This is a genomic window from Kocuria atrinae C3-8 (genome assembly GCF_000286355.1).
GTDB lineage: Bacteria > Actinomycetota > Actinomycetes > Actinomycetales > Micrococcaceae > Kocuria > Kocuria atrinae_A.
Map to the genome: position 1 here is coordinate 1 of NZ_AJXN01000087.1, position 22387 is coordinate 22387.

A 22387-nucleotide genomic window follows, 5' to 3' on the forward strand; every position below is an offset into this window, starting at 1 on the left:
TCAGGAAGCCGGCGTTGCTACCAGGCTCCCGCCGCTCCGGCTCCGGCCGCTGAGGCTCCCAAGCCCGCTGCTGCTCCGGCCGCTCCGGCTGAGAAGCCCGCTACCGTGGCTCCGCAGTCCTCCAACACTTCTGCCAGCGGCAAGGGCCAGGCCATCCTGAGCGCTGCTGAGGGTCAGATCGGTGTCACCCAGGACTGCACCATGCTGGTGACCAACTCCTTGAAGGCCGTTGGCATCAACCACCACGGCTGGCCCGCTAGCTACAAGTCCCTCGGCACCCAGGTTTCTGCCGCTGAGGCTCAGGCCGGCGACATCGCCTACTACGACAACGCTGGCGCCGGTGTGCCCCACGTTGCCATCTACGCCGGTAACGGCCAGGCCATCCACGGCGGTTGGAACGGTAACCAGACCGTGAAGACCACCGCAAACCTGGGCTCCGGCCCGCAGTACATCCGCGTGGGCTGAGTCTAGACACTCACTTATCCGCGGTAGGCAACCGTCCTTGACGGAAGCCACGCCTCGAGTCGGGACCGGTTGTGTACCCGGCCCCGATGAGAAAACAGCAAGAACACACGAACCCCGCCGACCACGGGGTTCGTGTGTTTTTGCGTTGTACACGCGTTGTGTGAATCACTCCGCCCACTCGCCATTCAGCGGATCGATCTAAACTGAGGACCATGCCCACCGATTACTCACGTGCCGCGCGCACGCCCTGGACCAGGAATTCACGTACCTTGCCATCGGTATGGTCGCCGGTGCGATCCCCGGCATCATCGTGGGATTCATCGTGGCCGCCTTCGTGGGCCACGCCGCCATGTGGTTGTCCGTGTTCGGCGGCGTGGGGATTGTGATCGGCCTTGTTGTGGCCACGCTGCTCTATCGCCGACGCCGCTCCAAGGCGTCCGCGGCATCGGCATCAGATCCGAGCGGTCGCCTCAAGCGCTGAAATCTCGTCGCGGACATTGTTCCGCGCTCGTTCTTCCCAGAGTTCTAGGCCTGGTTCGGTGTGGAACAGGGCCGGTTTGTCGAGAAGACGGGTCAGAATCCGGGCGCGTGCCGGTGCGAACTCCGTGTCCGGCACGTGACGGTATTCGTCACGAATGTCGCGTGCGTACTCGGCGTACGTGGCGGTGTCCGCGCCCAGGACGGACAGATCGGCATCAACGAGTACCTGAGCCTCTTGGTCATCCTGGTCCGGCCTGTGGTCCACGGTCACCAGAATCAAGTCGGCCACCCGTAGACATCGGTCCCGATCCCAACCGGCCATGCCGAGTCGGTTTCTCGCGAGATCTGCCGACTGCTGTTCGTCAGTGCCGGCCTGTCCCTGGTACACGGCATCGTGGAACCAGGCCGCGGCCATCAACTCCGGGTGCTCGCGCGGTTCCGTGAGAATTTCGATGGACTCGAGCACGCGCAGCAGATGACTGAGGTCGTGGTAGCTGCGATGCGGCTCGCTCCAGCGTTCCACGAGTTCTTCACTGAGCCAGGGCATGCCCGGGAACGTGTTGTGCCAGCGCTGGTGCAGTGCGGATGCCAACCGCTTGGGGCGGCGTCGTGCGGGCACTCGCATGCCGCTGGCCACGAGGATCTTGACCAGTTCTTTGCCGTCCACGGGAACGGCCCCGGCTCCTACGGCGTCTGCATGGCGGTGCGCCGGGACGTCGTAGTGGTCCAGATCGAAGGCTCGTGGTGAGATTCCCAGCGCTGCGGCGAACGCGTGGAGCTCCGCGACCGAGGTGTCCGAAACCAGGTGCGAAAAGACGGTTCCGTGTGCCGGCCACCGGGGAGGGTCGATAAACAAGGTCATGGCTCCATTGTGGGGGTTCCAACTCGCGGCGGGCGGTCACGCGGCATAAACTAAGTTCTCGTTGCCCTCGTAGCTCAGGGGATAGAGCACGGCTCTCCTAAAGCCGGTGTCGTTGGTTCGAATCCAATCGAGGGCACGAAAAAAGTCCCACCGTTGCCGGTGGGACTTTTCCATGTCTGACTCAGTCGCGGGGATGTTGACCGGGGAGCTTGCCCTGAGCGAAGTCGTTGAGCTTGCGACGCACCACCATGATGTTCACGATCAAGGCCACCACGATCACTGCAGCGAGCAAGGCCCAGCGCGCGATCACGAGGCCCGAGGCCGAGGAAACCAGAGCGGCGTCGTCGGGGGAGGCCACGGCCGCTTCGAGAGCCCGGTTGCCGAGCACGAAAACCAGCGCGTAAGCGAGAGCAACCAACCAGAAGAGCCATTTCACGGCCCGCTTGGCGGTGTTCAATCCGAAGAACAAAAGCATTCCCAGCGCGAACAACAAGGGCGCGAACAGGCCGGTGGTCGCGTGGACCCCGGTGTAGTCGCCCAGCCCGGTGTCGCCGATGGCTTGCGAGAACTGCGCGATGTACGACTGATCGAAGCCGCCGAACTGGAGCTCCGGAACGCTCATGCCGCCCGCGGCTCGCTCACTGAAACCCGGCAGAACAACGGCGTGGTAGTACGCCCAGATCGCGAGGCCGATCACGAGTGCTGCGCCCACCACGATCGACGCGGACGACGCTTGGCCGGCTCTGCCTTGAGCGCACCGTTGGGCATCTCGTGAACGTGCTGACCGCGACGCGGAGCTGCGGCTGAGGTGGCGCCCGTGCGTTTTGTCGTGCCCGCCGACTTGCCGTACTTCTTGGCCTTTTGCGAATTGGTCATGCCCATGACAGCCATTATCCCCGGTTCCACTGTCCACGGGTGTTGCGGAGAGTTCGGGGACAGGTGGGTCGCGTGGGAGTAGTCTTTGTGACTACGGGTACACACCGGAAATTCACCGGTGACACTAGGTGCCCCGCGGGCACCGCGGAAGGATGGTGACGGTTGTGGAACTTTCCATTGGCCTGCCAGACGGGTTCCTCATGCGTGTCGATCAAGGGTCTGCACTCACGTTGTACGAGACCGATCACACCACCGTACGGCGGCGTATCGACTGCTCGTGCCTGGACGGCGCGGAGATCATGGACATTGTGTGGTCCCACAAGCTTTCCGCCGTGATTGTGGCCGTTCCTTCACGGCACCAACTGTTCCGGTGGGATGCCTATACCGACACTCTCCAGGAGTACGCGGGAACCGGAGAGAAGGGCCGCAGGGACGGTCGCATCGCGCAGGCCAAGTTCGCCTCGACCGTGTCCATCACCGAGTCGGGTGACGGGCGATTGTGGTTCGTGGACAAGGACTCGTCCTCGTTGCGCTACATGGAAATCGACACCGACCGCCCCGACGGCGGACCCCACGTGGTCACCGTGATCGGACGGCACGGCGCGGGGTATAAGGACGGCCCCGCGGACGAGGCGCAATTGAACCATCCCGAAGATCTGCAAGTTCTCTACGACGGTTCCATCGTGGTGGCAGACACCGGCAACCACGCCATCCGGCACCTGGACGTCAATGAAATGGAAGTTTTCACGACCTACGGTGGGCCGGACCAGGACCCCAACGAGTTCGATGACGAGGATTTCAAACTCGAGGCTCCGATTCGAGTGACCGTGGCCGACTCGCAATTGTGGGTCGATGACGCCAACGGGCGGCACATGCTCGAACCCAAGTACGTGTGAGCCCAGCCCGCAGGTAATGGGTGTCTGACGGCCTGGATACACTGGGCAGACCATGGATTACCTCGCAGACAACCCCTTGCTCTCTGCCGCTTCGGTGCGTTCATCCTCCGCGCCCGCAACTCCCGCGCACCAGGGTGCCTCCACCGAGCAATTGGTGGACGGGCTCAACGAACCGCAGAGTGCCGCGGTGGAGCATTCCGGGTCACCGCTGTTGATCGTGGCGGGTGCGGGTTCCGGGAAGACCCGGGTGCTCACGCATCGGATTGCCTATCTCTTGGCCTCCGGGCGCGCCAACCGCGGTGAGATCCTCGCCATCACGTTCACCAACAAGGCTGCCGCGGAGATGCGCGAACGCATCGAAGACCTCGTGGGGGACTCCGCCCGGTCCATGTGGATCTCCACGTTCCACTCGCTGTGCGTGCGCATCCTGCGCCGCGAGGCCAAGATCCTGGGTCTCACCTCCAATTTCTCGATCTACGACGCCGCCGATTCCTTACGTTTGATCACGCAGGTCGCCAAGCAGCACGAACTGGATCCCAAGCGGTTCGCCCCCAAGGCCATTCAGCACAAGATTTCCGCGCTCAAGAACGAGCTCGTGGACGACGAGACGTTCCTGTCCCGAGCCAACTCCACCGACCCGTTCGAAATGGCCGTGGCCGAGGTGTACCGGGGGTACATACAGCGGCTACGGGCGGCCAACGCCCTGGACTTCGACGACCTGATCGGGGAAACGGTGCACATGTTCCGCGCCTTCCCCCAGGTTCTTGACTACTACCGCCGCCGCTTCAAGCACATCCTGGTGGACGAGTACCAGGACACCAACCACGCCCAGTACGCCCTGGTGCGTGAACTGGTGGGCGGCACTTCCGAGAACTACCAGGACGAGACCGGCTTGCCCCCTGCCGAACTCACGGTCGTGGGTGACTCCGATCAGTCCATTTACGCGTTCCGTGGTGCGGACATCCGCAACATCACGGACTTCGAACGGGACTTTCCGTCCGCCCGGACCATCCTGCTGGAACAGAACTACCGTTCCACCCAGAACATCCTGTCCGCGGCCAATTCCGTGATCTCGCAGAACTCGGGCCGCCGGGACAAGAAACTCTGGACGGCCGAGGGTAGCGGCGCACCCATCATCGGGTACGCCGCGGAGAACGAGCACGAAGAAGCCCGGTTCATCTCCGAAGAGATCGACCGGCTGCAGGACGAACACGGTGTGCGCCCCGGAGACGTTGCGGTCTTCTACCGCACCAATGCGCAGTCACGCTCCCTGGAAGAAATCCTCATGCGGGTCGGACTGCCCTACAAAGTGGTGGGCGGTACGCGCTTCTACGAGCGCAAGGAAATCAAGGACGTCATCTCCTATTTGCGCGCCATCGCGAACCCCGCGGACGACATCAACGTGCGGCGCGTGATCAACGAGCCCAAGCGGGGTATTGGCGACCGCGCGCAGGGAGCTATCGCGGCCCTGGCGGATCGGGAGAACATCAGCTTCAGCCAGGCCATGCATCGGTTGGACGAAGCCCCCGGGCTGGCCAAGCGATCCGCCAATGCAGTGGAGAAGTTCGTGCAATTGATGGACGATCTGGAAGAGCTTTCCCGGACGTCGTCGGTCACCACCGTGCTCGAGGCAGTGCTTGAACAGTCGGGTTATCTGGAGGCTCTGCGCTCGTCCAACGACCCTCAGGACGAATCCCGCGTGGAGAACCTGGCCGAGCTCGTTGCCGTGGTTCGCGAATTCGAGAAGGACAATCCGGAATCAGGGCTGGGGGAGTTCCTGGAGCACGTGGCGCTCGTGGCGGACGCGGATCAGATCCCGCAACAGCCCGAACCCACGGACGGCACGGTCAGCGCGCAGCAGATCGCCAAGGAAGTCGAAGAGGCTCGCTCGCAGGGCGTGGTGACTCTCATGACCCTGCACACCGCCAAGGGGCTGGAATTCCCGGTCGTGTTCCTGACCGGCATGGAGCACGGTATCTTCCCGCACCAGCGCAGCTTCCTGGACCCCTCCAGCATGGAGGAAGAGCGGCGTTTGGCCTACGTGGGCATTACCCGTGCCAGGCAGCGCCTGTATCTTACGCGCGCCGAATCCCGCTCCATGTGGGGCCAATCGCAGTTCAACCCGCCCAGCCCGTTCCTGGAAGAAATTCCGGGAGACCTGCTGGACTGGAAGCGGGAAGGTTCAGCATCCTCCGGCATGGGCTGGGGGTCACCCATCCACGCCGGCGGAGATCGTCGGGACACCATGCGTGGTTCGTCCTGGGCGGCCGGAGCCGGATCGGGAGCGTCCTTCTCGAGGCTTGGAGCGGCGTCGGCGGGGCGCGTGCAACCGCGCAAGGAAATCCCCGCGCTGTCCGTGGGGGACGCCGTGGAGCACACGGCCTTCGGCAGGGCTCGGTGATCTCGCTCGAAGGAAGCGGTGACAAGACGGTGGCCAAGGTGCGTTTCGGCGCGGAGGAGAAGCGGCTGTTGCTGCGCTACGCGCCCATCAGCAAGGTGTCCTGAACCGCGCGGGACAATGTGTGTGGCAGAAACCCGGGCGACCGGTCCCAAGGACGAGCACTAAAGGAACAAGAACACCAGTGCGGTGAACACCGCGGTGGTGCGCAGCGATTCTCCCGTGAGCACGTGATGATGCCCAGCAGTAGCGTGCTGATGACTGTGGCAAGGGCCACGGCACTTCCCGCGGCCAGGAACATGATGGCTCCGAGCACCAGCCCGGCCACTATGCCGCCCCAGGGGACGTAGCGAGTTGCCGGAAACGTGAACCGCAATCGCAGGGCGCGGTGGGAGTAGGCCAGGAAACTCGCGATCAGGCACGCCCGACCCACTTGGTAGATCAGCCAAGCGACCATGGGCAGCCACGCAATGGGGCCGTACATACCGTAGAGCTCGAAGTAGATGCGGACCGGTGCGATGCTCCACGAATCCGCGAAGAACACGGGCAGCACGATCGCGGCAAGGACGGCGGCAATGAAACACACGAACGTCTTGGACCACGTTCGATGGCTCAGGGGAGTGGCGAACTCTGAGGGGACCGGGTCCAGACCGCGGCGGCGGGACCAGCCGACCAGCAGACGCGCCAGGGCGAGCCAGGCCAGGCCCAATCCGACCCAGAAAAGGATCTGCAGCGCCAGGGGGTAATACGTGGCAATGTCGCCGGTGACCGTGAGTACGGAACCATCGACCACCAACTCAAGGCCCAGACCAACGAAGGACATGGTGGCCAGAGCGGTCATGAACCCCCGGTCGGCTGGCCGGGCATCCCACACATCGGCACGTTCCACGCTACGCATGGCCACCAGTCAATCAGCAAACGCGGGGCAATCGACGAATTGCGGCGGGTGAAGAGCTTGGCATCTACTGGAGTGTGACGCGAGTTATCCCCTCCATGGACTAAAATCGCAGTGAGGGCAGTATTGCCGTGCGAAATTTGCGGCCTACCCCGATCTATCAGGTCGTTCTGTTGAAGCTCAGAGCTTGGGCGGACCGACACAACACCTCGACGCAAAGGACACTTATCCGTGGACCTGTTTGAGTACCAGGCACGCGACCTGTTCGAAAAGCACGGTGTTCCCGTGCTGGCCGGCATTGTCGCCACCACCCCCGAAGAAGCCAAGGCAGCAGCAGAGAAGATCGGCGGCGTGACCGTCGTCAAGGCACAGGTGAAGGTCGGCGGTCGTGGCAAGGCCGGCGGTGTGAAGGTCGCCAAGACTGCCGATGAGGCCTACCAGTACGCCAAGGACATCCTCGGCATGGACATCAAGGGCCACACCGTTCACCGCGTCATGATCGCTGAGGGTGCGGACATCGCCGAGGAGTACTACTTCTCCGTGCTGTTGGACCGCGCCAACCGTTCCTACCTGGCCATGTGCTCTGTCGAAGGCGGCATGGAGATCGAGCAGCTCGCCGTGGAGCGCCCGGAAGCCCTGGCCAAGGTGGACGTGAACCCGGCAGAGGGCATCACCGAGGCCAAGGCCCGCGAGATCGTGGAGCAGGCCAAGTTCGATGCCGAGACCGCGGAGAAGGTCATCCCCGTTCTCGTGAAGCTGGGCGAGGTCTACACCAAGGAAGACACCACCCTGGTGGAGGTCAACCCGCTGGTCAAGACCGGCAACGGTGACATCCTGGCCCTGGACGGCAAGGTCTCCCTGGACGACAACGCCGAGTTCCGCCACGAGGATCACGCAGCCCTGGCTGACAAGTCCTCCGCCGACCCCCTCGAGGAGAAGGCCAAGGAGAACGACCTCAACTACGTCAAGCTCGACGGCGAAGTAGGCATCATCGGCAACGGTGCCGGTCTCGTGATGTCCACCCTGGACGTCGTGGCCTACGCCGGCGAGAAGCACGGCAACGTGAAGCCCGCCAACTTCCTGGACATCGGCGGTGGCGCCTCCGCAGAGGTCATGGCCGCCGGTCTGGACGTCATCCTCAATGACCCCCAGGTCAAGTCCGTGTTCGTGAACGTGTTCGGTGGCATCACCGCGTGTGACGCAGTGGCCAACGGCATCGTGAAGGCCCTGGAAATCCTGGGTGACTCCGCAACCAAGCCCATCGTGGTTCGTTTGGACGGCAACAACGTGGAGGAGGGTCGTCAGATCCTCGCAGACGCCAACCACCCGTTGGTCACCTCCGCGGAAACCATGGACTCCGGCGCCGACAAGGCCGCCGAGCTGGCCCACTCCGCCAAGTAATCGCCCACGCGTAGATCTATCAGGAAGAAGACATGTCGATCTTTTTGAACAAAGACTCCAAGGTCATCGTTCAGGGCATCACCGGCGGCGAAGGCACCAAGCACACCGCCCGTATGCTCGCAGCCGGCACCCAGGTGCTCGGCGGTGTGAACGCCCGCAAGGCCGGCACCACGGTGCAGCACAAGGACAAGGACGGCCAGGACGTAGAACTGCCCGTCTTCGGTTCCGTGTCAGAAGCAGTGTCCGAGACCGGTGCGAACGCGTCCATCGTGTTCGTGCCGCCGGCCTTCTGCAAGGACGCCGTGATCGAGGCCATTGACGCCGAGGTCCCGCTCATCGTGGTGATCACCGAGGGCATCCCCGTTCAGGACTCCGCAGAGTTCTGGGCGCACGCCAAGGCGAACACCGGCGCGGACGGCAAGCCCAAGTCCCGCATCATCGGCCCCAACTGCCCCGGCATCATCTCCCCCGAGGAGTCCCTGCTGGGCATCACCCCGGCCAACATCACCGGTAAGGGCAAGCTGGGCCTGGTCTCCAAGTCCGGCACCCTGACCTACCAGATGATGTACGAGCTGCGTGACCTGGGCTTCACCACCGCCATCGGTATCGGCGGCGACCCGGTCATCGGCACCACGCACATCGACGCCTGGAAGCCTTCGAGGCTGACCCGGAGACCGAGGCCATCGTGATGATCGGTGAGATCGGTGGCGACGCTGAGGAGCGCGCCGCTGACTTCATCAAGGCCAACGTGACCAAGCCGGTCGTCGGCTACGTCGCGGGCTTCACGGCTCCCGAGGGCAAGACCATGGGCCACGCAGGTGCCATTGTCTCCGGCTCATCCGGAACCGCTCAGGCCAAGAAGGAAGCTCTCGAGGCTGCCGGCGTGAAGGTGGGCAAGACTCCCTCCGAGACCGCCCAGCTCATGCGCGAGATCTTCGAAGGCAAGTAAGCCGCGCGCGGCCGGTTGATCCGGTCCGCAGACTACGACGCCGCTCGCCCACCTTGGTGGGGGAGCGGCGTCGGCGCGTTAAGGGCTTGGGAGTGGATCGTCAGGCGAGCACGATGGTGCGGTTGCCTGAGATCACCACGCGACCTTCCGCGTGCCATTTGACGGCGCGGGACAGCGCCTGGGTCTCAGCGTCGGAACCGACGGCCACCAGGTCGCTGGGGGTGTGCGCGTGGTCCACGGGGATCACACGCTGGGCGATGATGGGACCCTCGTCCAAATCAGAGGTGACGTAGTGCGCTGTGGCACCCACCATCTTCACACCGCGGTCGTAGGCCTGGTGGTAGGGCTTGGCGCCCTTGAACGAGGGCAGGAACGAGTGGTGGATGTTGATGCATTTGCCGGACAGCGCGCGAGTCAGATCGTCCGAGAGGATCTGCATGTACCGGGCCAGGACGACCAGCTCGGTGTCGTAGTGATCCACGAGCTCCAGTAGCTCGGCCTCCGCCTGCGGTTTGGTGTCCTTGGTGACCGGGACGTGGTGGAACGGGATGCCGTAGAAGTCCACGAGGGGTTGAAGGTCGGTGTGGTTGGAGACGACCGCCACGATCTCGATGGGCAGTGAGTTGACCCGCTGACGGTGCAACAAGTCCGTGAGGCAGTGCGAGACCTTGGAAACCATGATCAGGACGCGGGTCTTCTTTCGGGCGTTGACCAGGCGGAAACGCATGCGGTGTTGATCGGCGACCGGCTGGAACCCCTCGATGAGAGATTCCGTGGTGACCGTTCCCGGGTCACTCATGGTGTGGCACCGGATGAAGAACTCGCTGTTGTGGCGGTCTGAGAAATGCTTGACGTCAAAGATGTCGCATCCCTGATTCGTGAGGTTCGAAGCCACCGCACTGACCAGACCGTAGGCCTCGGGGCAGTGGACGGTGAGAATGTGCTCATCGGGTGTGGACAGCGGCGCGAACATCAGTGGGGATCTCCTAGGACAACAGCGACAACGGCACGTGTGAGGGCCGTAGACGATCCTATCCGTGTAGTGAGTCCCCGGGCGATGCGCGGGCCGCGTATGAGAGGGATATCTCGCGTGTGACAGCCACACGGGTGGCACCGCGCGATGGCAATTGTGACGATGCGGTGCGGAGAACGGGGGGTGTTTACAACCGGTGGCCACCGGAGCGGACGGTAGGAGCCGTCCGGCGCGGGGAGAGGTGCGCCTCTGTTAGAGAACCAGCAGCCACCGGCAGGCGTAAACGCCTCAACGGGATGAAGCCGTGGGCTGAGCGGCTATCAACGCAGGGCATCAGCCACAAAGCACCCCCCAGTGCAAGTGTGGTGATTTATCCCGTGCGAAGTCTCCCGTTGTGGTGGTTTCGAGAACCACAGGTCAAAGAATATCGGAAATATGCGGTCCCCAGTAACCTGCCGATCCATCTGTGGAGTCAGCGCGTACGCACCACCCCACCGGTGAATAGTTTGGAATGAACTTGTTACCAAGTCGTAACCGTTCGCGGGCTAGGCTCAATGTCAGTCATGGCGCGGAACCGGGGGAGTTGCCGCAGACCAGAGCATGAATATGCATATTACATGAGCGTAATTTGTGGGCCGAAGTGGGGACAAGTCATGTTGGGACGTTTAATGCAACTTGTCAGTTCGGAACCGTCCGTTTCGTAAACGACCGCCGGAGGCCCATTTTCGACCAAACCTCATTATGCAACAGTGGTATTAAAAGCCATGCCCAAGAGGTAGGTTGCTATCGCGGCACCATAGCCGATGGCCAGCTGTCGCAGCCCTCGCTTGAGCGGAGATGCGCCGGAGAGCAGGCCCACGCAGCCACCGGTGAACAACAGTGCGAGACCCACGAGGAACATGCCCACGAGCAGTGCCGTGCCCCCGCCGAGTCCAAAGAAGTACGGGAGGATGGGGATAATGGCGCCGGAGGCAAAGAAGCAGAAGCTGGAAGCTGCGGCGCCAGGTCGGTTCCGAGTGCCTGGTTGTCATCCGAGGCGCTTGAGGATTCGTCCTTGCCGGTCTGGTCACGATTGAGAGCGGCTCGTGCCTTGGCGTCCTGGAATGACAGGGACGGGTCGCAGTCGCAATCGAAGTGGCCCAGGCGTTCCGCGGCGCGATGCTCCGCTGCCTCCTCGGACATTCCACGGGCCCGGTAGATCAATGTCAGCTCGTTGGCGTTGAGATCGAGCTCTGGGGCGACCTCCAGGGTGACCTGAGTAGGACGCGAAGCATCGAGTAGTTCACGCTGGGAGCGGACGGACACGAACTCTCCGGCACCCATGGACAATGCGCCGGCCAGCAGACCCGCGATGCCCGAGACCATGACGATGGAGCTGGACACACCTGTGGCACCGATACCCATGATGAGCGCCAGGTTGGAGACCAAGCCGTCGTTCGCTCCGAACACGGCTGCGCGGAAGTTGCCGGACAGTCGGGTGCGGCCATCGGTGGCCAGTGCGCGGATGATCTCCTCGTGGACGGCCTCATCCGCTGCCATTGCTTCCGACGCGTCCGGGTCCTCGCGGTAGGGGGAGCGGGATTCCGCTCGCTGCAACAAGGCCAGGACGAACACTGTGCCGAAGTGCTTGGCGAGGAACATGAGGGCCCTGGAGCGCAGGGACGGTCGGGCGGGCTTTCCTGCATGTGAGCCCAAGAGCCTGCGCCAGTGTTCAGCGTGACGGTCTTCCGCCACGGCGACCTGGTGCAGAATCTCACCCTGCTGGCCGGGTGCGCGGTCCGCAAGGTGCTGGTAGATCGCCGCTTCCGCCAATTCATCGGCCAGGTAACGGCGCCAACGGCGGATCTGTGCGGAGGTGGGTTCAGTGGTGGGCGTGTGATCGGAATGGGGTGATTCTGAAAATCCCATGGAGCCAGATCTTACGCCGCTGCCCGAATCTGGGGTTTCGGGAATCCGAAAAGCGAGCGAACCGCGACCGAAGACCGGGTCGCGGTTCGCTCGTGGGCCTCACTCGGGTCAAATGGGCTGCTTGATCAGCGCGGACGACGCCGCAGGATCGCGAAGGCGGCCACGCCCACCAGGATGCCCCAGAAGGCGGACACGATACCGAACGGCTGGATGCCGGACACCGTGACGACCAACGTAATCAGGCGGCCTCGATCACCGCGGGCTGGTGGTTGCCTGGTGCATGGAGTCGAACATGGAGCCCTGAAGCGCACCGAGCAGCGCCACGCCGGCCAGGGCGGAAATAAGTCCGGGCGGAATCGCAGAAAACAGGGTGACGATCGTTGAGGCAAAGGCGCCGAACAAGATGTAGAAGGCGCCGCAGGCGATACCGGCGACGTAGCGGCGTCGGTGTTCGGGGTGGGCCTCGGGGCTCGTGGCAATGCCCGCGGTGACCGCAGCGAGGTTCAGAGCGTGCGATCCGAACGGAGCGAACAGGATGGAGGCGATGCCGCTCGCACCCAGGAGTGCACGGTCATTGGGCGGGAAATCCGCGGTCTTCATCATGGCCAGGCCGGGGGCGTTCTGACCGGCCGCGGTCACGATGAGCAAGGGGATGGAAATTCCGGCGATCGCAGCCCACGAGAACGTGGGCATGGTGAACTCCGGCACCGTCAACCCGAAATCGGGGGAGACGGCGTTGATGGCACCTGTCAGCCAGGCCACCAGGACGCCCAGGCCCATGGCGACGAACACGGCGTAGCGGGGGATGAAGCGCTTGCCCAGCAGGTAGCCGATCACCAGTGCGCCTGCGGGGGCGGGGTTCTCGACGACGGACGGTGCAACCTGAATGGAGAAAGGCAGGAGTACGCCGGCGAGTACGGCGGCCGTGATGGGCTTGGGGATGGCGTCCAGAATCTTGCCGAACCACCCGGTGACGCCCAGAATTAGGCCCAATACGGCGGTGACGATGTAGGCGCCGATGGCATCCGAGAACGAGAAGTTGCCCAGGGAAGTGATCAGGAGGGCAGCACCGGGGATCGACCACGCGACCATGACAGGCTGTCGGAACCACCAGCTGCACAGGACGCACACGATTCCGGATCCCACGGAAATGGCCCACACCCATGACGCGGTCTGCTCGGTGCTCAGTCCCGCCGCTCGAGCGGCCTCCAACACCACGAGGAGCGGACCCGCGTAGGAGACGACCACGGCCACGAATCCCGCGAGGGTTGCGGACAGGGACCAGTCCTTCCCGAGGGAATACTTCGGGGCGTTCTGTGACGGTCGGGTTGAGGTGCTCACGGTTCTCCCGCTGGTGAGGTGGTGTGCTGGGCTCAGCTCACCATATGGGGTAAATCACAGTGAGGGAAATATGAATGCTGCGTGACTTTATCTGAATTACATATCAGTGTCGGTGGGGCACTGATCCGGGTCGATCACGGTCAGCGTGCCGGTGCGACCTTCGGGGACGGGGAAGCTGCCCGTGCCCCAGTGGAATGCATAGGGGTCGTCACAGGCGCGGCCGTGACGCAGGGCGGCCAGGACCCGGTGGGCTGCTTCCGCCGGTTCGTGCGGTCCGGAGGTCCACGGCTGGTCGGTGGCCAGAGGGTGGTTCCACTGAGCGTTCTCGAAGAACTCGGTGCGGTGCGGCCATGCTTCGGGTGGCAATTGGTGGGCCGAGCTGACGGCGCATTCGGCCCCGCCCGGCCGGTACGTACCCAGGCTGCGGGGGTGTCGGAATCCGTGGGAGCGCCGTCGTATTCGAGGACCAGGAAATCGTTCCACAGGAGTTCTTCGATGGCTCCGGCGAACAGTGCCTCGAGCTTCTCCCACTCGGCGACCGACTGGCACGACTCCGTGACATCGACCACCCCGATACCGGCCCGCTCGAGTCTGTGACGGCCCCCGGGGACTGGTGTCTCCGGGTTGACGGTGGGGGACATGAATTTCACTCCGTAACGCAATAAAACGGCGGCTGATCAGAGGGAACGGTCTTTGCGGACTGTTCGCAGCAAGGTGTGCCGCTGATGTTTACGGTAACTATCCGTACGGACTCGGTCGATACCCCGCGCGATTATGACTCCGGGGCCGCCCGACCGGTCAGGGGGACAGAAGTGAGCGAATGTCGTTGGCGGTGATGGCGGAGGAGAACGCGCGATCGTCATCGAGCACCGCGGAGAACAAATCCGCCTTGCGCTGTTTGAGCTCCATGACCTTTTCTTCAATGGTGTTCTCCGCGACCATGCGGTACACCATGACCTTCTTGGACTGCCCGATGCGGTGGGTGCGGTCCACAGCCTGATTCTCCGTGGCGGGGTTCCACCACGGGTCCAGGAGGTAGCAGTAGTCGGCCTCGGTAAGGTTGATGCCGAAACCACCGGCCTTGAGGCTCACCAGGAAGACGGGGGCCTTGCCGCTGCGGAACTTATCGAGTGCACCGGCGCGGTCCCGGGTGGAACCATCCAAATAGCTGTACGGGATCTTCGCCTCGTCCAACCGCGCGGCCACCAGCTTCAGGAAGCTCGTGAACTGGCTGAACACCAATGGGCGGTGACCTTCGGCCACGATCTGGGGGAGCTGTTCGAACAGCGCATCCAGCTTCGAGGACGACGCCGTGGACTCCGGGTCCACGAGTGCCGGGTCCAAGGCCAGCATCCGCAGAGTGGTCAATGATTGGAAGATCGTGAAGCGGTTGCGGTCGAAGTTCTGCAGCAGGCCCAGGATCTTGGCTCGCTCGCGTTGCAGCCTGCGGTCGTAAGCGGTGCGGTGCTCCTGATTCAGACCCACCTGTTGGGTGTGCTCCAGCTTGGGCGGCAGCTGCAGATCAACGTCGTCCTTGGTGCGACGCAGCATGAACGGGCGAATCCGCGAGCGCAGTCGTGTCAGGACCTCTGGATCCTGAGCGCGCTCAATGGGTGTCTGGTAGTGCTCCGTGAACTTCTTCTTGGACGGGAACAGCCCCGGCGCCGTGAGGGAGAACAACGACCACAGCTCGGACAGATTGTTCTCCATGGGTGTACCGGTGATGGCCAGCTTGAACCGGGCGGAAAGGTCCTTCACCGCACGGTAGGCCTTGGTGCGGGGGTTCTTGACGAACTGCGCCTCGTCCATGATCACCCCGGCCCACGGGAGGGACTGGTAGAGGTCCGCTTCCAACCGGAGCAGCGTGTAGGACGTGAGCACCACGTGCGCGCCACTGGCGGTGGCGGGCAGATGTTGCCGCGTGGAATTCATGGTTTCGATGGTCAACGACGGCGCGAAGCGCTTCAGCTCGGCCGTCCAGTTGGCCACCACGGACGTGGGTGCACTACGAGGAACGGGGGAAGGTCCGGCTCCAACTCGCGCGCCCGGAGGATCGCGGCGATCGTCTGGACGGTCTTACCCAGGCCCATGTCATCCGCCAGGATGCCACCCAGCGAGTGGTCCCACAGGAAACTCAGCCAGCGGTAGCCCTCGTACTGGTACGGGCGAAGATTGGCCTGAAGCGATTCGGGCTCGGTGGGAGCGGGAATTTCCTGCAGGTTGGCCAGCGCGCGTACACCGTTGCGCCACTGCTCGGCCTGGTGGGTGTCGGTGGCGATGTCCTCGAACTGCTCCCACAATCCGGCCTGATACCGGTTGAGGGACAACGGGGCGTTCTTGTCCTCCTGGAGCGAGCGCGCCTCGGAGATCAGCTGTTTCAGACGAACGAACTCTGGCCGGTCCAGGGGGAAGTAGGAGCCGTCCGGCATGAGCATGACGTCCTGGCCCACGTCCAGGGCCTGGAAGATGTCCGAGAACGGAACGTAGTGCTCACCTACCTTGATGGTGACGCCCAACCCGAACCAGTCCCGGTGTTCGGTGGGTGCGGTGGACACGGTGATTTCGGGGGCCCGGGTGACCTCTTGATACGCCGGGATGCCACCGCTCTCCTCGATGCGCAGGTCCGGAACCTTGCGGAGGAGGGGGAGCCAGACCCGGATGAACCGGAGGGCATCCGTGGCGGCGTAGGAGCTGCGTTTGAAGTCCAGCTCCGGAATCCTGCGGTGCACGGCCTGCACCACGGAGGACTCCCACCGCGATTCCCGGTTCACGGGCTCGTCCGCGAGCGGATTCAGTGGGCGGAAGGGCAACCGGATACGTTCGCGGCCCTTCTGGTACTCCCACTCCCACTCCACGCGTTCGGTGAGGTCGTCGTGGTGGACGGTCAACACCATTTCCGGGTCTGCCACCTGAGGTAACTCCAGGGAACCGTCCGTGGCGGTGATGTCCATGCTCTGGTGCAGACGCGGGAAGTAGCGTTCGAAGAACTCATCCACTCCATCACGGGGGATGGTCAACTCCTCGGCGCGATCCAGGAAGGACCGCTGCTGCTGATTCAGTCGCGTGGCCAGCGGTACCAGGTGCAGCGGGAACTGGTTGAGGTCATCGGCGAGCTCAAGTTCGCGGGGCTGCGCCTCCGGGAAGAACAGGCCGTGTCCCGGTTGCCCGATGATGCGGGTCCAATGGAGGGGGATTTCGTTCTCACCCATCACCAGGTGCGGGTACAGCTTGAGGGCACCGTTCTCGTCCGAGGTCACGCTGACCTCGAAACGCCCGGCCGGACCCACCTGAACGGGTTGGCCAGTGCCAGGGAGACCAGGGGAATGTTGAGTGATTCGGCCCGGCTCAGGATGGGCCACAACAGGGGAGACGTGTAGCGCTCCATGTGCAGCTGGTGGCGGTCCACGGCGTAGGAACCCCGGTGGGATTCGGACAGCGCTCGCAGCTCCTCGAACCAGTCCAGCTGGTCTTCACTGAGCCGCCCGGACCTGGTGTGACTGGCCAGGTTGCCCCAATCGATCCCGGTGTGGATCACCCGGAGCGTTGACCCCGGAGCACCGGCCGAGCGGTCAGCGTGACCGGCACGGCATTCTGGTCCTGTTGCCACGCCCGGGGGCCGCGATGTTGGACACGGGACAGGTTCAGTTCCAACGCGACCGACGGTCCGTTCTCCGGATCCGTGACCACCCGGTCATGACCGGATCCCGGGACAATGCGGGACAGTTCGCTACGCCAGTCGGTTGTGAGCCCAGTGGGCCGAGCGCTCGCGAAATGTACGTCACCATCCATGCCAATTACCGTACCGCCCTCCGGGGACACGCAAAGTCCACGTGTGGTGAGGGCGACTGTCGCACGGAGTCTCGCGGCGGCGTCGGAAACCTATAATCAAGACGAACCTGATTTATTTTCACAGCGCCGCAGGGCGCAGACGGAGGATTTGTGGCAGACGCCGCCGGGCTCCACACGGGAGACCACGCCATCGCATCGGGACCCCAAGAAGTTGAGTATCTACGCTGGAACGACGCTGTGGCCAGGGCTTTCTTTGGTACACAGGCAACTGGCGAACTGGTCCACCTGGACCTGGACGACAAAACCCTCGAGAAGATCGGCGCAGAATTCGGGCTTGACGGGCCTTCCGCGTTGCGCGCCATGGCCGATTCCGTCACACCACTGTTGGTGACTGACGGTTCCCGCCGCTCCATGTTCGACGCGTTCAACAAGCTGACGGAAGCCTGGTACCGCGCCTCCAGGCGTCAGCTCAACGACCTCAACAGGATCGGTCCGCCGCCCGTGGTGACGTTGCTGGCTCTGTTCTCGCTGGCCGGACGGCACATGTCCGCGCTCGCCGCGCGCACGGGCAACAAGTCCGTGTCCGCGTTCTACCTTCCGTTGGCCGTGCTGCTGCAGGCCGGCCAGGACAACGCCAAGGCCCTGGAAACGGCGGTGCGCAAGGACTCCGAGATGTACTGGGATGCCCTGCGCTACTGGCTGGAACTGTTCGACGGCCAGGTCGGGCTGCCGTCCGCGTACGCCGTGAACCACCGCCCCGTGGGTCTGGCGCTCTCCCAGACGATGTTCGGCGAGGCCGAACTGCGTCAGCTGCACCGGATGTTCGAGGACCTCGAACTCACCACGGCCCAGGGCATGAGTGCCCAGGAGCTGGCATCTACGTGGACTTCTGGCTCGACATCGCGGATACGGACGTGTCCAAGGGCATGCGCCGCATCTGGTCCAATCCGCTCACCCGCGACGCCGGCCTGCAGGTCGCGCTCGCCCAGTTGGGAGCGTGGGAATCCTCCCGCGACGACGACGCCACGATCGCGAGTGCCACGGAGCGGCGGGCTTCGCGTCACCTGGGTCCGCGCAGCGTGAGCCTGTCGATGACCGACGGCACGGACTACGTGGGCAATCCGATTTTCGAACTCGGTTTCGTGGTGCCCAAGCGCATGATTTCCGGGCGTGAAGTGGAGTTGGCCACCGAGGCCGGCCCGCGCACCATGTACCTGTCCTACATCGGCGACGCGTACCTGGGGATCTCCGCGTACAACTCGCGCATGTCCAGCGAAACGCTGCTGTCCGGTGAGCTCAAACTGACCAACGGAGACACCGCGATCACCCGCAACCCGCGGCCGGTCGTGGTTTTCGCGAAGGACGCCTACTCGGACACGTTCATCTCGGTGGACCACATTCCTGCCGCGTGGCCCTCCCGCATCATGGTGCAGAACAAACCCGAGTGGGTGGACCAGATCCGCGCCATCCTCGATGATTCCGCCTCGCCGGACTACCGCGTGGTCGGTCCGGGCGAGAACGGTCTGCCCGAGGACTGGGTACTGTTCGACGACGTTCAGGTGCTGCGCGCCGGCGATCCGATGCTCACCGTCAACGACAACTTCTCCGGGCTCGTGCCGCGCTTGGTTCCGGCCGTGACCCTGTCCGGTGGCCTGCGGATCCCCGGTGACGTGGACCGGTTCTCGGCACTGCGCCCGCCGCAGATCACCGTGACCTCTGATGCGGACGACCCACTGTCGCTGGAATGCGAATGGCGGAACCCGCACTCGTTCAAGCTGATGTCCACCAAGCTCTCCGCGCCCCGGGTGCCACCGTTCCAGGTGAGCCTGGAGGGTTCGGATCTGATGCGGGACAACAAGACCCTCAAGCCCAACGACTACACGCTGGTGCTCAAGGCCGGGCGCACCGTGAAGCAGCGCCTGGAGTTCCGTGTGCGCGACAGTTCCTTCTACATCACCCAGCGCTCGCTGGGCTACGAGGGTGAAATGGTGCACGTGCGCAGGAACCTCTGTGGCCCGTCACGTCCACCACGCTGGACGAGCTGCCGGACGAGTACGTGCAGGGTTCCTTCGACAACATGGACTCGGTGGAGATGGCGCCTGAGTCACTGGACGTCGAGGTCCCCGAGGTCGCGGGGTGGCACTCGGCCGAGGGTCTCATGTACCCGGAGCGCAGCAATGAACTACCCGCACCCGAGGGCGCATCCTGCCTGATCACCGGCAAGCACAAGGTGATCCTGCCGCCCATGGACCCCAAGGCCAAGCGCCGTGATCTTCGGCCGTTGCCGGCACTGCGGTCTCACCAAGCGGTATCCCGGGCGGCTCACCAAGCTCTCCGCGGTGGGGCAGACCGGAACCGTGGAGTCCTTGCAGTTCATCGGGCCCGACTACAGCGATTACCCGCATTCGTGGGCGCCCTGAAGGACGCGCTGACGTTCCTGGGCGGTGGCAAGCGCGGCAGCCTGTCGATCATTGCGCGCCAGTCCGAGGACTCGGAGCGCTTCGAGGAATGGTTCGTGGGCCACTTGCTGGCCCTGGGGTTCCTGGAGGTCATTCGCGACGGCAACTGGACCGTCCGCCGCTGGCAGGTCTGCTCTCCGGCGCTGACCCAGTTGGTGGACGGCTCCGTGCTGCTCACGGGCGGATGGCGTGCCGAGCAGGAAGAAACCGTGACGGCGGCCGCCGAGGCACTCGGCGCGGACGTCGTGGTGCTTTCGCCTGAGGACCACGCAACTACTCTGCTGCAGGACGTGGACCTGGACGCGCTGCGGGACGAGCTCCCGGAGGCATGTGCGACGTGGTCTACGAGGCCGGGCCCATCATGCTAGACACACTGCCGCCCTTGTCCTCCGTGGTGGAATCGCTTCCGCTGATCGAAATGCAGTACAACGGCGTGGCCGAGCACTTCGTGCCCGAGGACGCCACGTGGGAGGCCACGGAGAACCGCAACCAGGCCGGCTTGTTCCGCATCAACCACCACCATCGCACCCGGTACGCCTACCGCACCGAGGCCGACGTCGCATCGGGCCACGCCCGTCCGGTGTCCTCCGCCCTGGGTAAGCACCTGGCCGCTCGGGACTGCGGTACACCACTGGTCAGTTACGACTCCGAGTTGCAGCTGTTGTCGGTGCCGATCGGTGCCGAACTTCCCGGGCTCTACGCTCGTGCCGCGGTGCTGTGCTCGGGGCTGCTGCCCACCAAGGTGGACGAGGATTTCTCCCTGAACTACGGGGACATCTCCGACGAGTTCGCGAGTGCGTTGGTCGCCAAGCTGCTCGCGTAATCGCGTCTCAACCATCCCGTGAAAGTGCCGCTCTGCTCAGCAGGGCGGCACTTTCTGTGGGGTTCGCCTACAGTGGAAACAGCTGTCACCTGATACTAAGTAGTAACCAGACGCCTCGAACCCGGGTCGTTCCACGTCCGGCCCACACTTGCGAACAAAACCATGAGTGATTCCTCGACCATGTCCTCAGCAAACTCCGGCTCCTCCGCGACCGAGCGGACCGATACTCCACCGGGTGCCCGCCGCACCCGAGAGACAGGATTCCCGTCAACTGGCGTGTCCTGATCGCGTCAGGCGTGCTCATCATCGCGCTGTCCGCGTGGGCCATCATCGCCCCCGAACAGGCGGACACCGTGATCGGCGGTGTCGTGGCCTGGGTCGCCTCCCACCTGGCTGGTTCTACATCCTCACCGCCACGCTGGTCATCGTGTTCGTGGTGATCGTAGCCGCGAGTAAACAGGGCAACATCAAGATGGGCCCGGACCACGCAAAACCGCAGTTCAACATGTTCACGTGGACCGCCATGCTGTTCGCGGCGGGTATTGGCGTGGACCTGATGTTCTTCTCCGTGTCCGAACCGGTCAGCCAGTACTACGCCCACCGGTGGGGGACGGTGAAAACCTGGAGGCCGCTCGGCAGGCCGTGGTGTGGACCCTGTTCCACTACGGCATCACCGGTTGGGCCATGTACGCGCTGATGGGCATGGCTTTCGGATACTTCGCCTACCGATTCGGTATGCCGCTGAGCATCCGCTCGGCCCTCTACCCGCTGATCGGCAAACGCATCCACGGTCTCGCCGGGGACGCCGTGGACACCGCCGCGCTGCTGGGCACGATTTTCGGCGTGGCCACGTCACTGGGTATCGGTGTGGTGCAGCTGAACTTCGGCCTGCAGTACTTGTTCGGTGTCCCCGAGAACCTTGCGGTGCAAGCAGCCTGATCGCCTTGGGCGTGCTCATGGCGGTCGCCTCGTGCGTGTCCGGCGTGGACAAGGGCATTCGCCGGTTGTCCGAGCTGAACATCATCCTGGCCATCGGACTCATGCTCTACGTGTTGATCGCGGGCCGTACGGCGTTCCTGCTGGACGCCATTGTCATGAACATCGGCGACTTCCTGGCACGCTTCCCGGACATGACCCTGAACACCTTCGCGTTCGAAGCACCCCAGGAATGGATGAGCGGTTGGACCCTGTTCTTCTGGGCCTGGTGGATCGCGTGGGCGCCGTTCGTCGGATTGTTCCTGGCGCGCATCTCCCGCGGCCGCACCCTGCGTCAGTTCGTGGTCGGCACCATGACGGTTCCGTTCGCGTTCATTCTGCTGTGGATCTCGATCTTCGGTAACTCCGCGCTGGACCTGGTGGTCGGCGGGGACGCCGTATTCGGTGAGGTGGCCATGAGCACGCCCGAGCGGGCCTTCTACTCCCTGCTCGCCGAGTACCCGGGCGCCACCATCGCGGCGTCCATCGCGACTTTCACCGGCCTGCTCTTCTACGTGACCTCCGCCGACTCCGGCGCCTGGTGATGAGTAACTTCACCTCCAAGATCGACGATCCCAACCAGGACGGCCCCAAGTGGCTGCGCGTGTTCTGGGCGGTCGGCACCGGTGTGCTCACCCTGGCCATGCTCCTAGTGGGCGGTGTGACCACGCTCCAGAACGCGACCCTGATCATGGGGCTACCGTTCTCCGTGGTGATGTATCTGATCATGATCGGACTCTGGCGAGCGTTGCGCGTGGAAGCCAGCCGATCGGCGTCGTCCGTGGCAGCCAGCCGATCCGCCGTGGCGGGTCGCACCGGTCGCGAGACGCACTGGCGCTCGCGCCTCACCAGGCTGGGCAACTACCCGGGCGCCGCACCGCGCAGCGCTACGTCCAC

At 63.9% G+C, this 22387-nt stretch carries 18 protein-coding genes, 1 tRNA gene and 5 pseudogenes; 13 read left to right on the top strand and 11 right to left on the bottom strand.

Annotated elements, in window-relative coordinates:
* Both YO9_RS0109685 and YO9_RS0109690 read left to right on the top strand, forming a co-directional pair.
* Positions 1–465, top strand: a 465-nt coding sequence (locus tag YO9_RS0109685; protein ID WP_016997281.1) for an NlpC/P60 family protein, incomplete at its 5' end; no start/stop codon positions are given.
* Between the two features lie 280 nt (positions 466–745).
* Positions 746–946, top strand: coding sequence for a hypothetical protein (locus YO9_RS0109690; RefSeq protein ID WP_016997282.1), 201 nt, complete (start codon positions 746–748; stop codon positions 944–946).
* Here the strand turns inward: YO9_RS0109690 and YO9_RS0109695 are convergent.
* On the bottom strand, positions 917–1807 hold the full coding sequence (locus tag YO9_RS0109695; RefSeq protein ID WP_016997285.1) for a DUF4031 domain-containing protein: 891 nt from the start codon (positions 1805–1807) through the stop codon (positions 917–919). The two genes, YO9_RS0109690 and YO9_RS0109695, sit on opposite strands and share 30 nt — an antisense overlap.
* 63 nt (positions 1808–1870) lie before the next feature.
* Here YO9_RS0109695 and YO9_RS0109700 point away from each other — a divergent pair.
* A tRNA-Arg gene (locus YO9_RS0109700) sits at positions 1871–1943 on the top strand.
* A gap of 45 nt (positions 1944–1988) precedes the next feature.
* Here YO9_RS0109700 and YO9_RS0109705 read toward each other — a convergent pair.
* The gene (locus YO9_RS0109705) at positions 1989–2504 is read right to left on the bottom strand and encodes a hypothetical protein (protein WP_223286371.1); all 516 of its coding nucleotides are present in this window, start codon (positions 2502–2504) and stop codon (positions 1989–1991) included.
* Positions 2501–2683, bottom strand: coding sequence for a hypothetical protein (locus YO9_RS0109710; protein ID WP_223286372.1), 183 nt, complete (start codon positions 2681–2683; stop codon positions 2501–2503). The genes YO9_RS0109705 and YO9_RS0109710 overlap by 4 nt, the downstream gene beginning before the upstream one ends.
* 164 nt (positions 2684–2847) lie before the next feature.
* Here YO9_RS0109710 and YO9_RS0109715 point away from each other — a divergent pair, with 164 nt between their 5' ends.
* Positions 2848–3579, top strand: a complete 732-nt coding sequence (locus YO9_RS0109715; RefSeq protein ID WP_223286373.1) for an NHL repeat-containing protein — start codon at positions 2848–2850, stop codon at positions 3577–3579.
* Positions 3580–3631: 52 nt separating this feature from the next.
* Positions 3632–6084 (top strand): annotated as a pseudogene (pcrA, locus tag YO9_RS0109720) (DNA helicase PcrA).
* Here the strand turns inward: pcrA and YO9_RS0109725 are convergent.
* Positions 6057–6875 carry a hypothetical protein gene (locus tag YO9_RS0109725; protein ID WP_396350741.1) on the bottom strand — a complete coding sequence of 273 codons (819 nt, stop codon included), beginning with the start codon at positions 6873–6875 and terminating at the stop codon, positions 6057–6059. The pseudogene pcrA and the gene YO9_RS0109725 sit on opposite strands and share 28 nt — an antisense overlap.
* A gap of 228 nt (positions 6876–7103) precedes the next feature.
* Between YO9_RS0109725 and sucC the strand changes: the two genes are divergently transcribed.
* Together sucC and sucD are read left to right on the top strand one after the other, a co-directional pair.
* A complete protein-coding gene (gene sucC, locus YO9_RS0109730) occupies positions 7104–8273 on the top strand; it encodes an ADP-forming succinate--CoA ligase subunit beta (protein ID WP_016997294.1) in 1170 nt (389 codons plus the stop codon).
* A 32-nt stretch (positions 8274–8305) separates the two neighbouring features.
* Positions 8306–9222: pseudogene (sucD, locus tag YO9_RS0109735) on the top strand (succinate--CoA ligase subunit alpha).
* Between the two features lie 100 nt (positions 9223–9322).
* Here sucD and purU read toward each other — a convergent pair.
* The 7 genes and pseudogenes from purU to YO9_RS17875 all read right to left on the bottom strand — a co-directional run bounded on the left by purU (position 9323) and on the right by YO9_RS17875 (position 16979).
* Positions 9323–10195: a formyltetrahydrofolate deformylase gene (gene purU, locus YO9_RS0109740; protein ID WP_016997296.1), complete on the bottom strand. Its 873-nt coding sequence runs from the start codon at positions 10193–10195 to the stop codon at positions 9323–9325.
* A 739-nt stretch (positions 10196–10934) separates the two neighbouring features.
* Positions 10935–12103: pseudogene (locus YO9_RS0109745) on the bottom strand (VIT1/CCC1 transporter family protein).
* 252 nt (positions 12104–12355) lie between these two features.
* The gene (locus YO9_RS0109750; RefSeq protein ID WP_016997299.1) at positions 12356–13444 is read right to left on the bottom strand and encodes a benzoate/H(+) symporter BenE family transporter; all 1089 of its coding nucleotides are present in this window, start codon (positions 13442–13444) and stop codon (positions 12356–12358) included.
* A 96-nt stretch (positions 13445–13540) separates the two neighbouring features.
* Positions 13541–13810, bottom strand: coding sequence for a hypothetical protein (locus tag YO9_RS0109755; RefSeq protein ID WP_016997301.1), 270 nt, complete (start codon positions 13808–13810; stop codon positions 13541–13543).
* A gap of 432 nt (positions 13811–14242) precedes the next feature.
* Complete coding sequence (locus YO9_RS21555; protein WP_223286377.1) at positions 14243–14797, bottom strand: DEAD/DEAH box helicase; 555 nt, start codon at positions 14795–14797, stop codon at positions 14243–14245.
* Positions 14798–14851: 54 nt separating this feature from the next.
* Positions 14852–16653: pseudogene (locus tag YO9_RS0109760) on the bottom strand (DEAD/DEAH box helicase); the annotation flags it as partial.
* Between the two features lie 44 nt (positions 16654–16697).
* Positions 16698–16979, bottom strand: coding sequence for a hypothetical protein (locus YO9_RS17875; protein ID WP_016997302.1), 282 nt, complete (start codon positions 16977–16979; stop codon positions 16698–16700).
* Between the two features lie 1135 nt (positions 16980–18114).
* Here YO9_RS17875 and YO9_RS17880 point away from each other — a divergent pair.
* The 6 genes and pseudogenes from YO9_RS17880 to betT all read left to right on the top strand — a co-directional run.
* Positions 18115–19446, top strand: coding sequence for a hypothetical protein (locus YO9_RS17880; RefSeq protein ID WP_223286375.1), 1332 nt, complete (start codon positions 18115–18117; stop codon positions 19444–19446).
* Between the two features lie 54 nt (positions 19447–19500).
* Positions 19501–19653 carry a hypothetical protein gene (locus YO9_RS17885; protein ID WP_016997306.1) on the top strand — a complete coding sequence of 51 codons (153 nt, stop codon included), beginning with the start codon at positions 19501–19503 and terminating at the stop codon, positions 19651–19653.
* A complete protein-coding gene (locus YO9_RS17890; RefSeq protein WP_016997307.1) occupies positions 19641–20060 on the top strand; it encodes a hypothetical protein in 420 nt (139 codons plus the stop codon). Before YO9_RS17885 ends, YO9_RS17890 begins: the two co-directional genes overlap by 13 nt.
* A complete protein-coding gene (locus tag YO9_RS17895) occupies positions 20054–20515 on the top strand; it encodes a hypothetical protein (protein ID WP_223286376.1) in 462 nt (153 codons plus the stop codon). The genes YO9_RS17890 and YO9_RS17895 overlap by 7 nt, the downstream gene beginning before the upstream one ends.
* A gap of 296 nt (positions 20516–20811) precedes the next feature.
* Positions 20812–20955 carry a hypothetical protein gene (locus YO9_RS21560; protein WP_016997309.1) on the top strand — a complete coding sequence of 48 codons (144 nt, stop codon included), beginning with the start codon at positions 20812–20814 and terminating at the stop codon, positions 20953–20955.
* A pseudogene (gene betT, locus YO9_RS0109775) lies at positions 20952–22387 on the top strand (choline BCCT transporter BetT); the annotation flags it as partial. The gene YO9_RS21560 and the pseudogene betT, both read left to right, overlap by 4 nt.

Excerpts from the sequence above, each read along its gene's own strand:
- YO9_RS0109710 (WP_223286372.1), bottom strand. The coding sequence starts at position 2,683 with ATGACCAATTCGCAAAAGGCCAAGAAGTACGGCAAGTCGGCGGGCACG.
- YO9_RS21555 (WP_223286377.1), bottom strand. The coding sequence starts at position 14,797 with ATGCTGGCCTTGGACCCGGCACTCGTGGACCCGGAGTCCACGGCGTCG.
- YO9_RS0109725 (WP_396350741.1), bottom strand. The coding sequence starts at position 6,875 with ATGCGTAGCGTGGAACGTGCCGATGTGTGGGATGCCCGGCCAGCCGAC.
- purU (WP_016997296.1), bottom strand. The coding sequence starts at position 10,195 with ATGTTCGCGCCGCTGTCCACACCCGATGAGCACATTCTCACCGTCCAC.
- YO9_RS0109695 (WP_016997285.1), bottom strand. The coding sequence starts at position 1,807 with ATGACCTTGTTTATCGACCCTCCCCGGTGGCCGGCACACGGAACCGTC.
- YO9_RS0109690 (WP_016997282.1), top strand. The coding sequence starts at position 746 with ATGGTCGCCGGTGCGATCCCCGGCATCATCGTGGGATTCATCGTGGCC.
- YO9_RS17895 (WP_223286376.1), top strand. The coding sequence starts at position 20,054 with ATGCTAGACACACTGCCGCCCTTGTCCTCCGTGGTGGAATCGCTTCCG.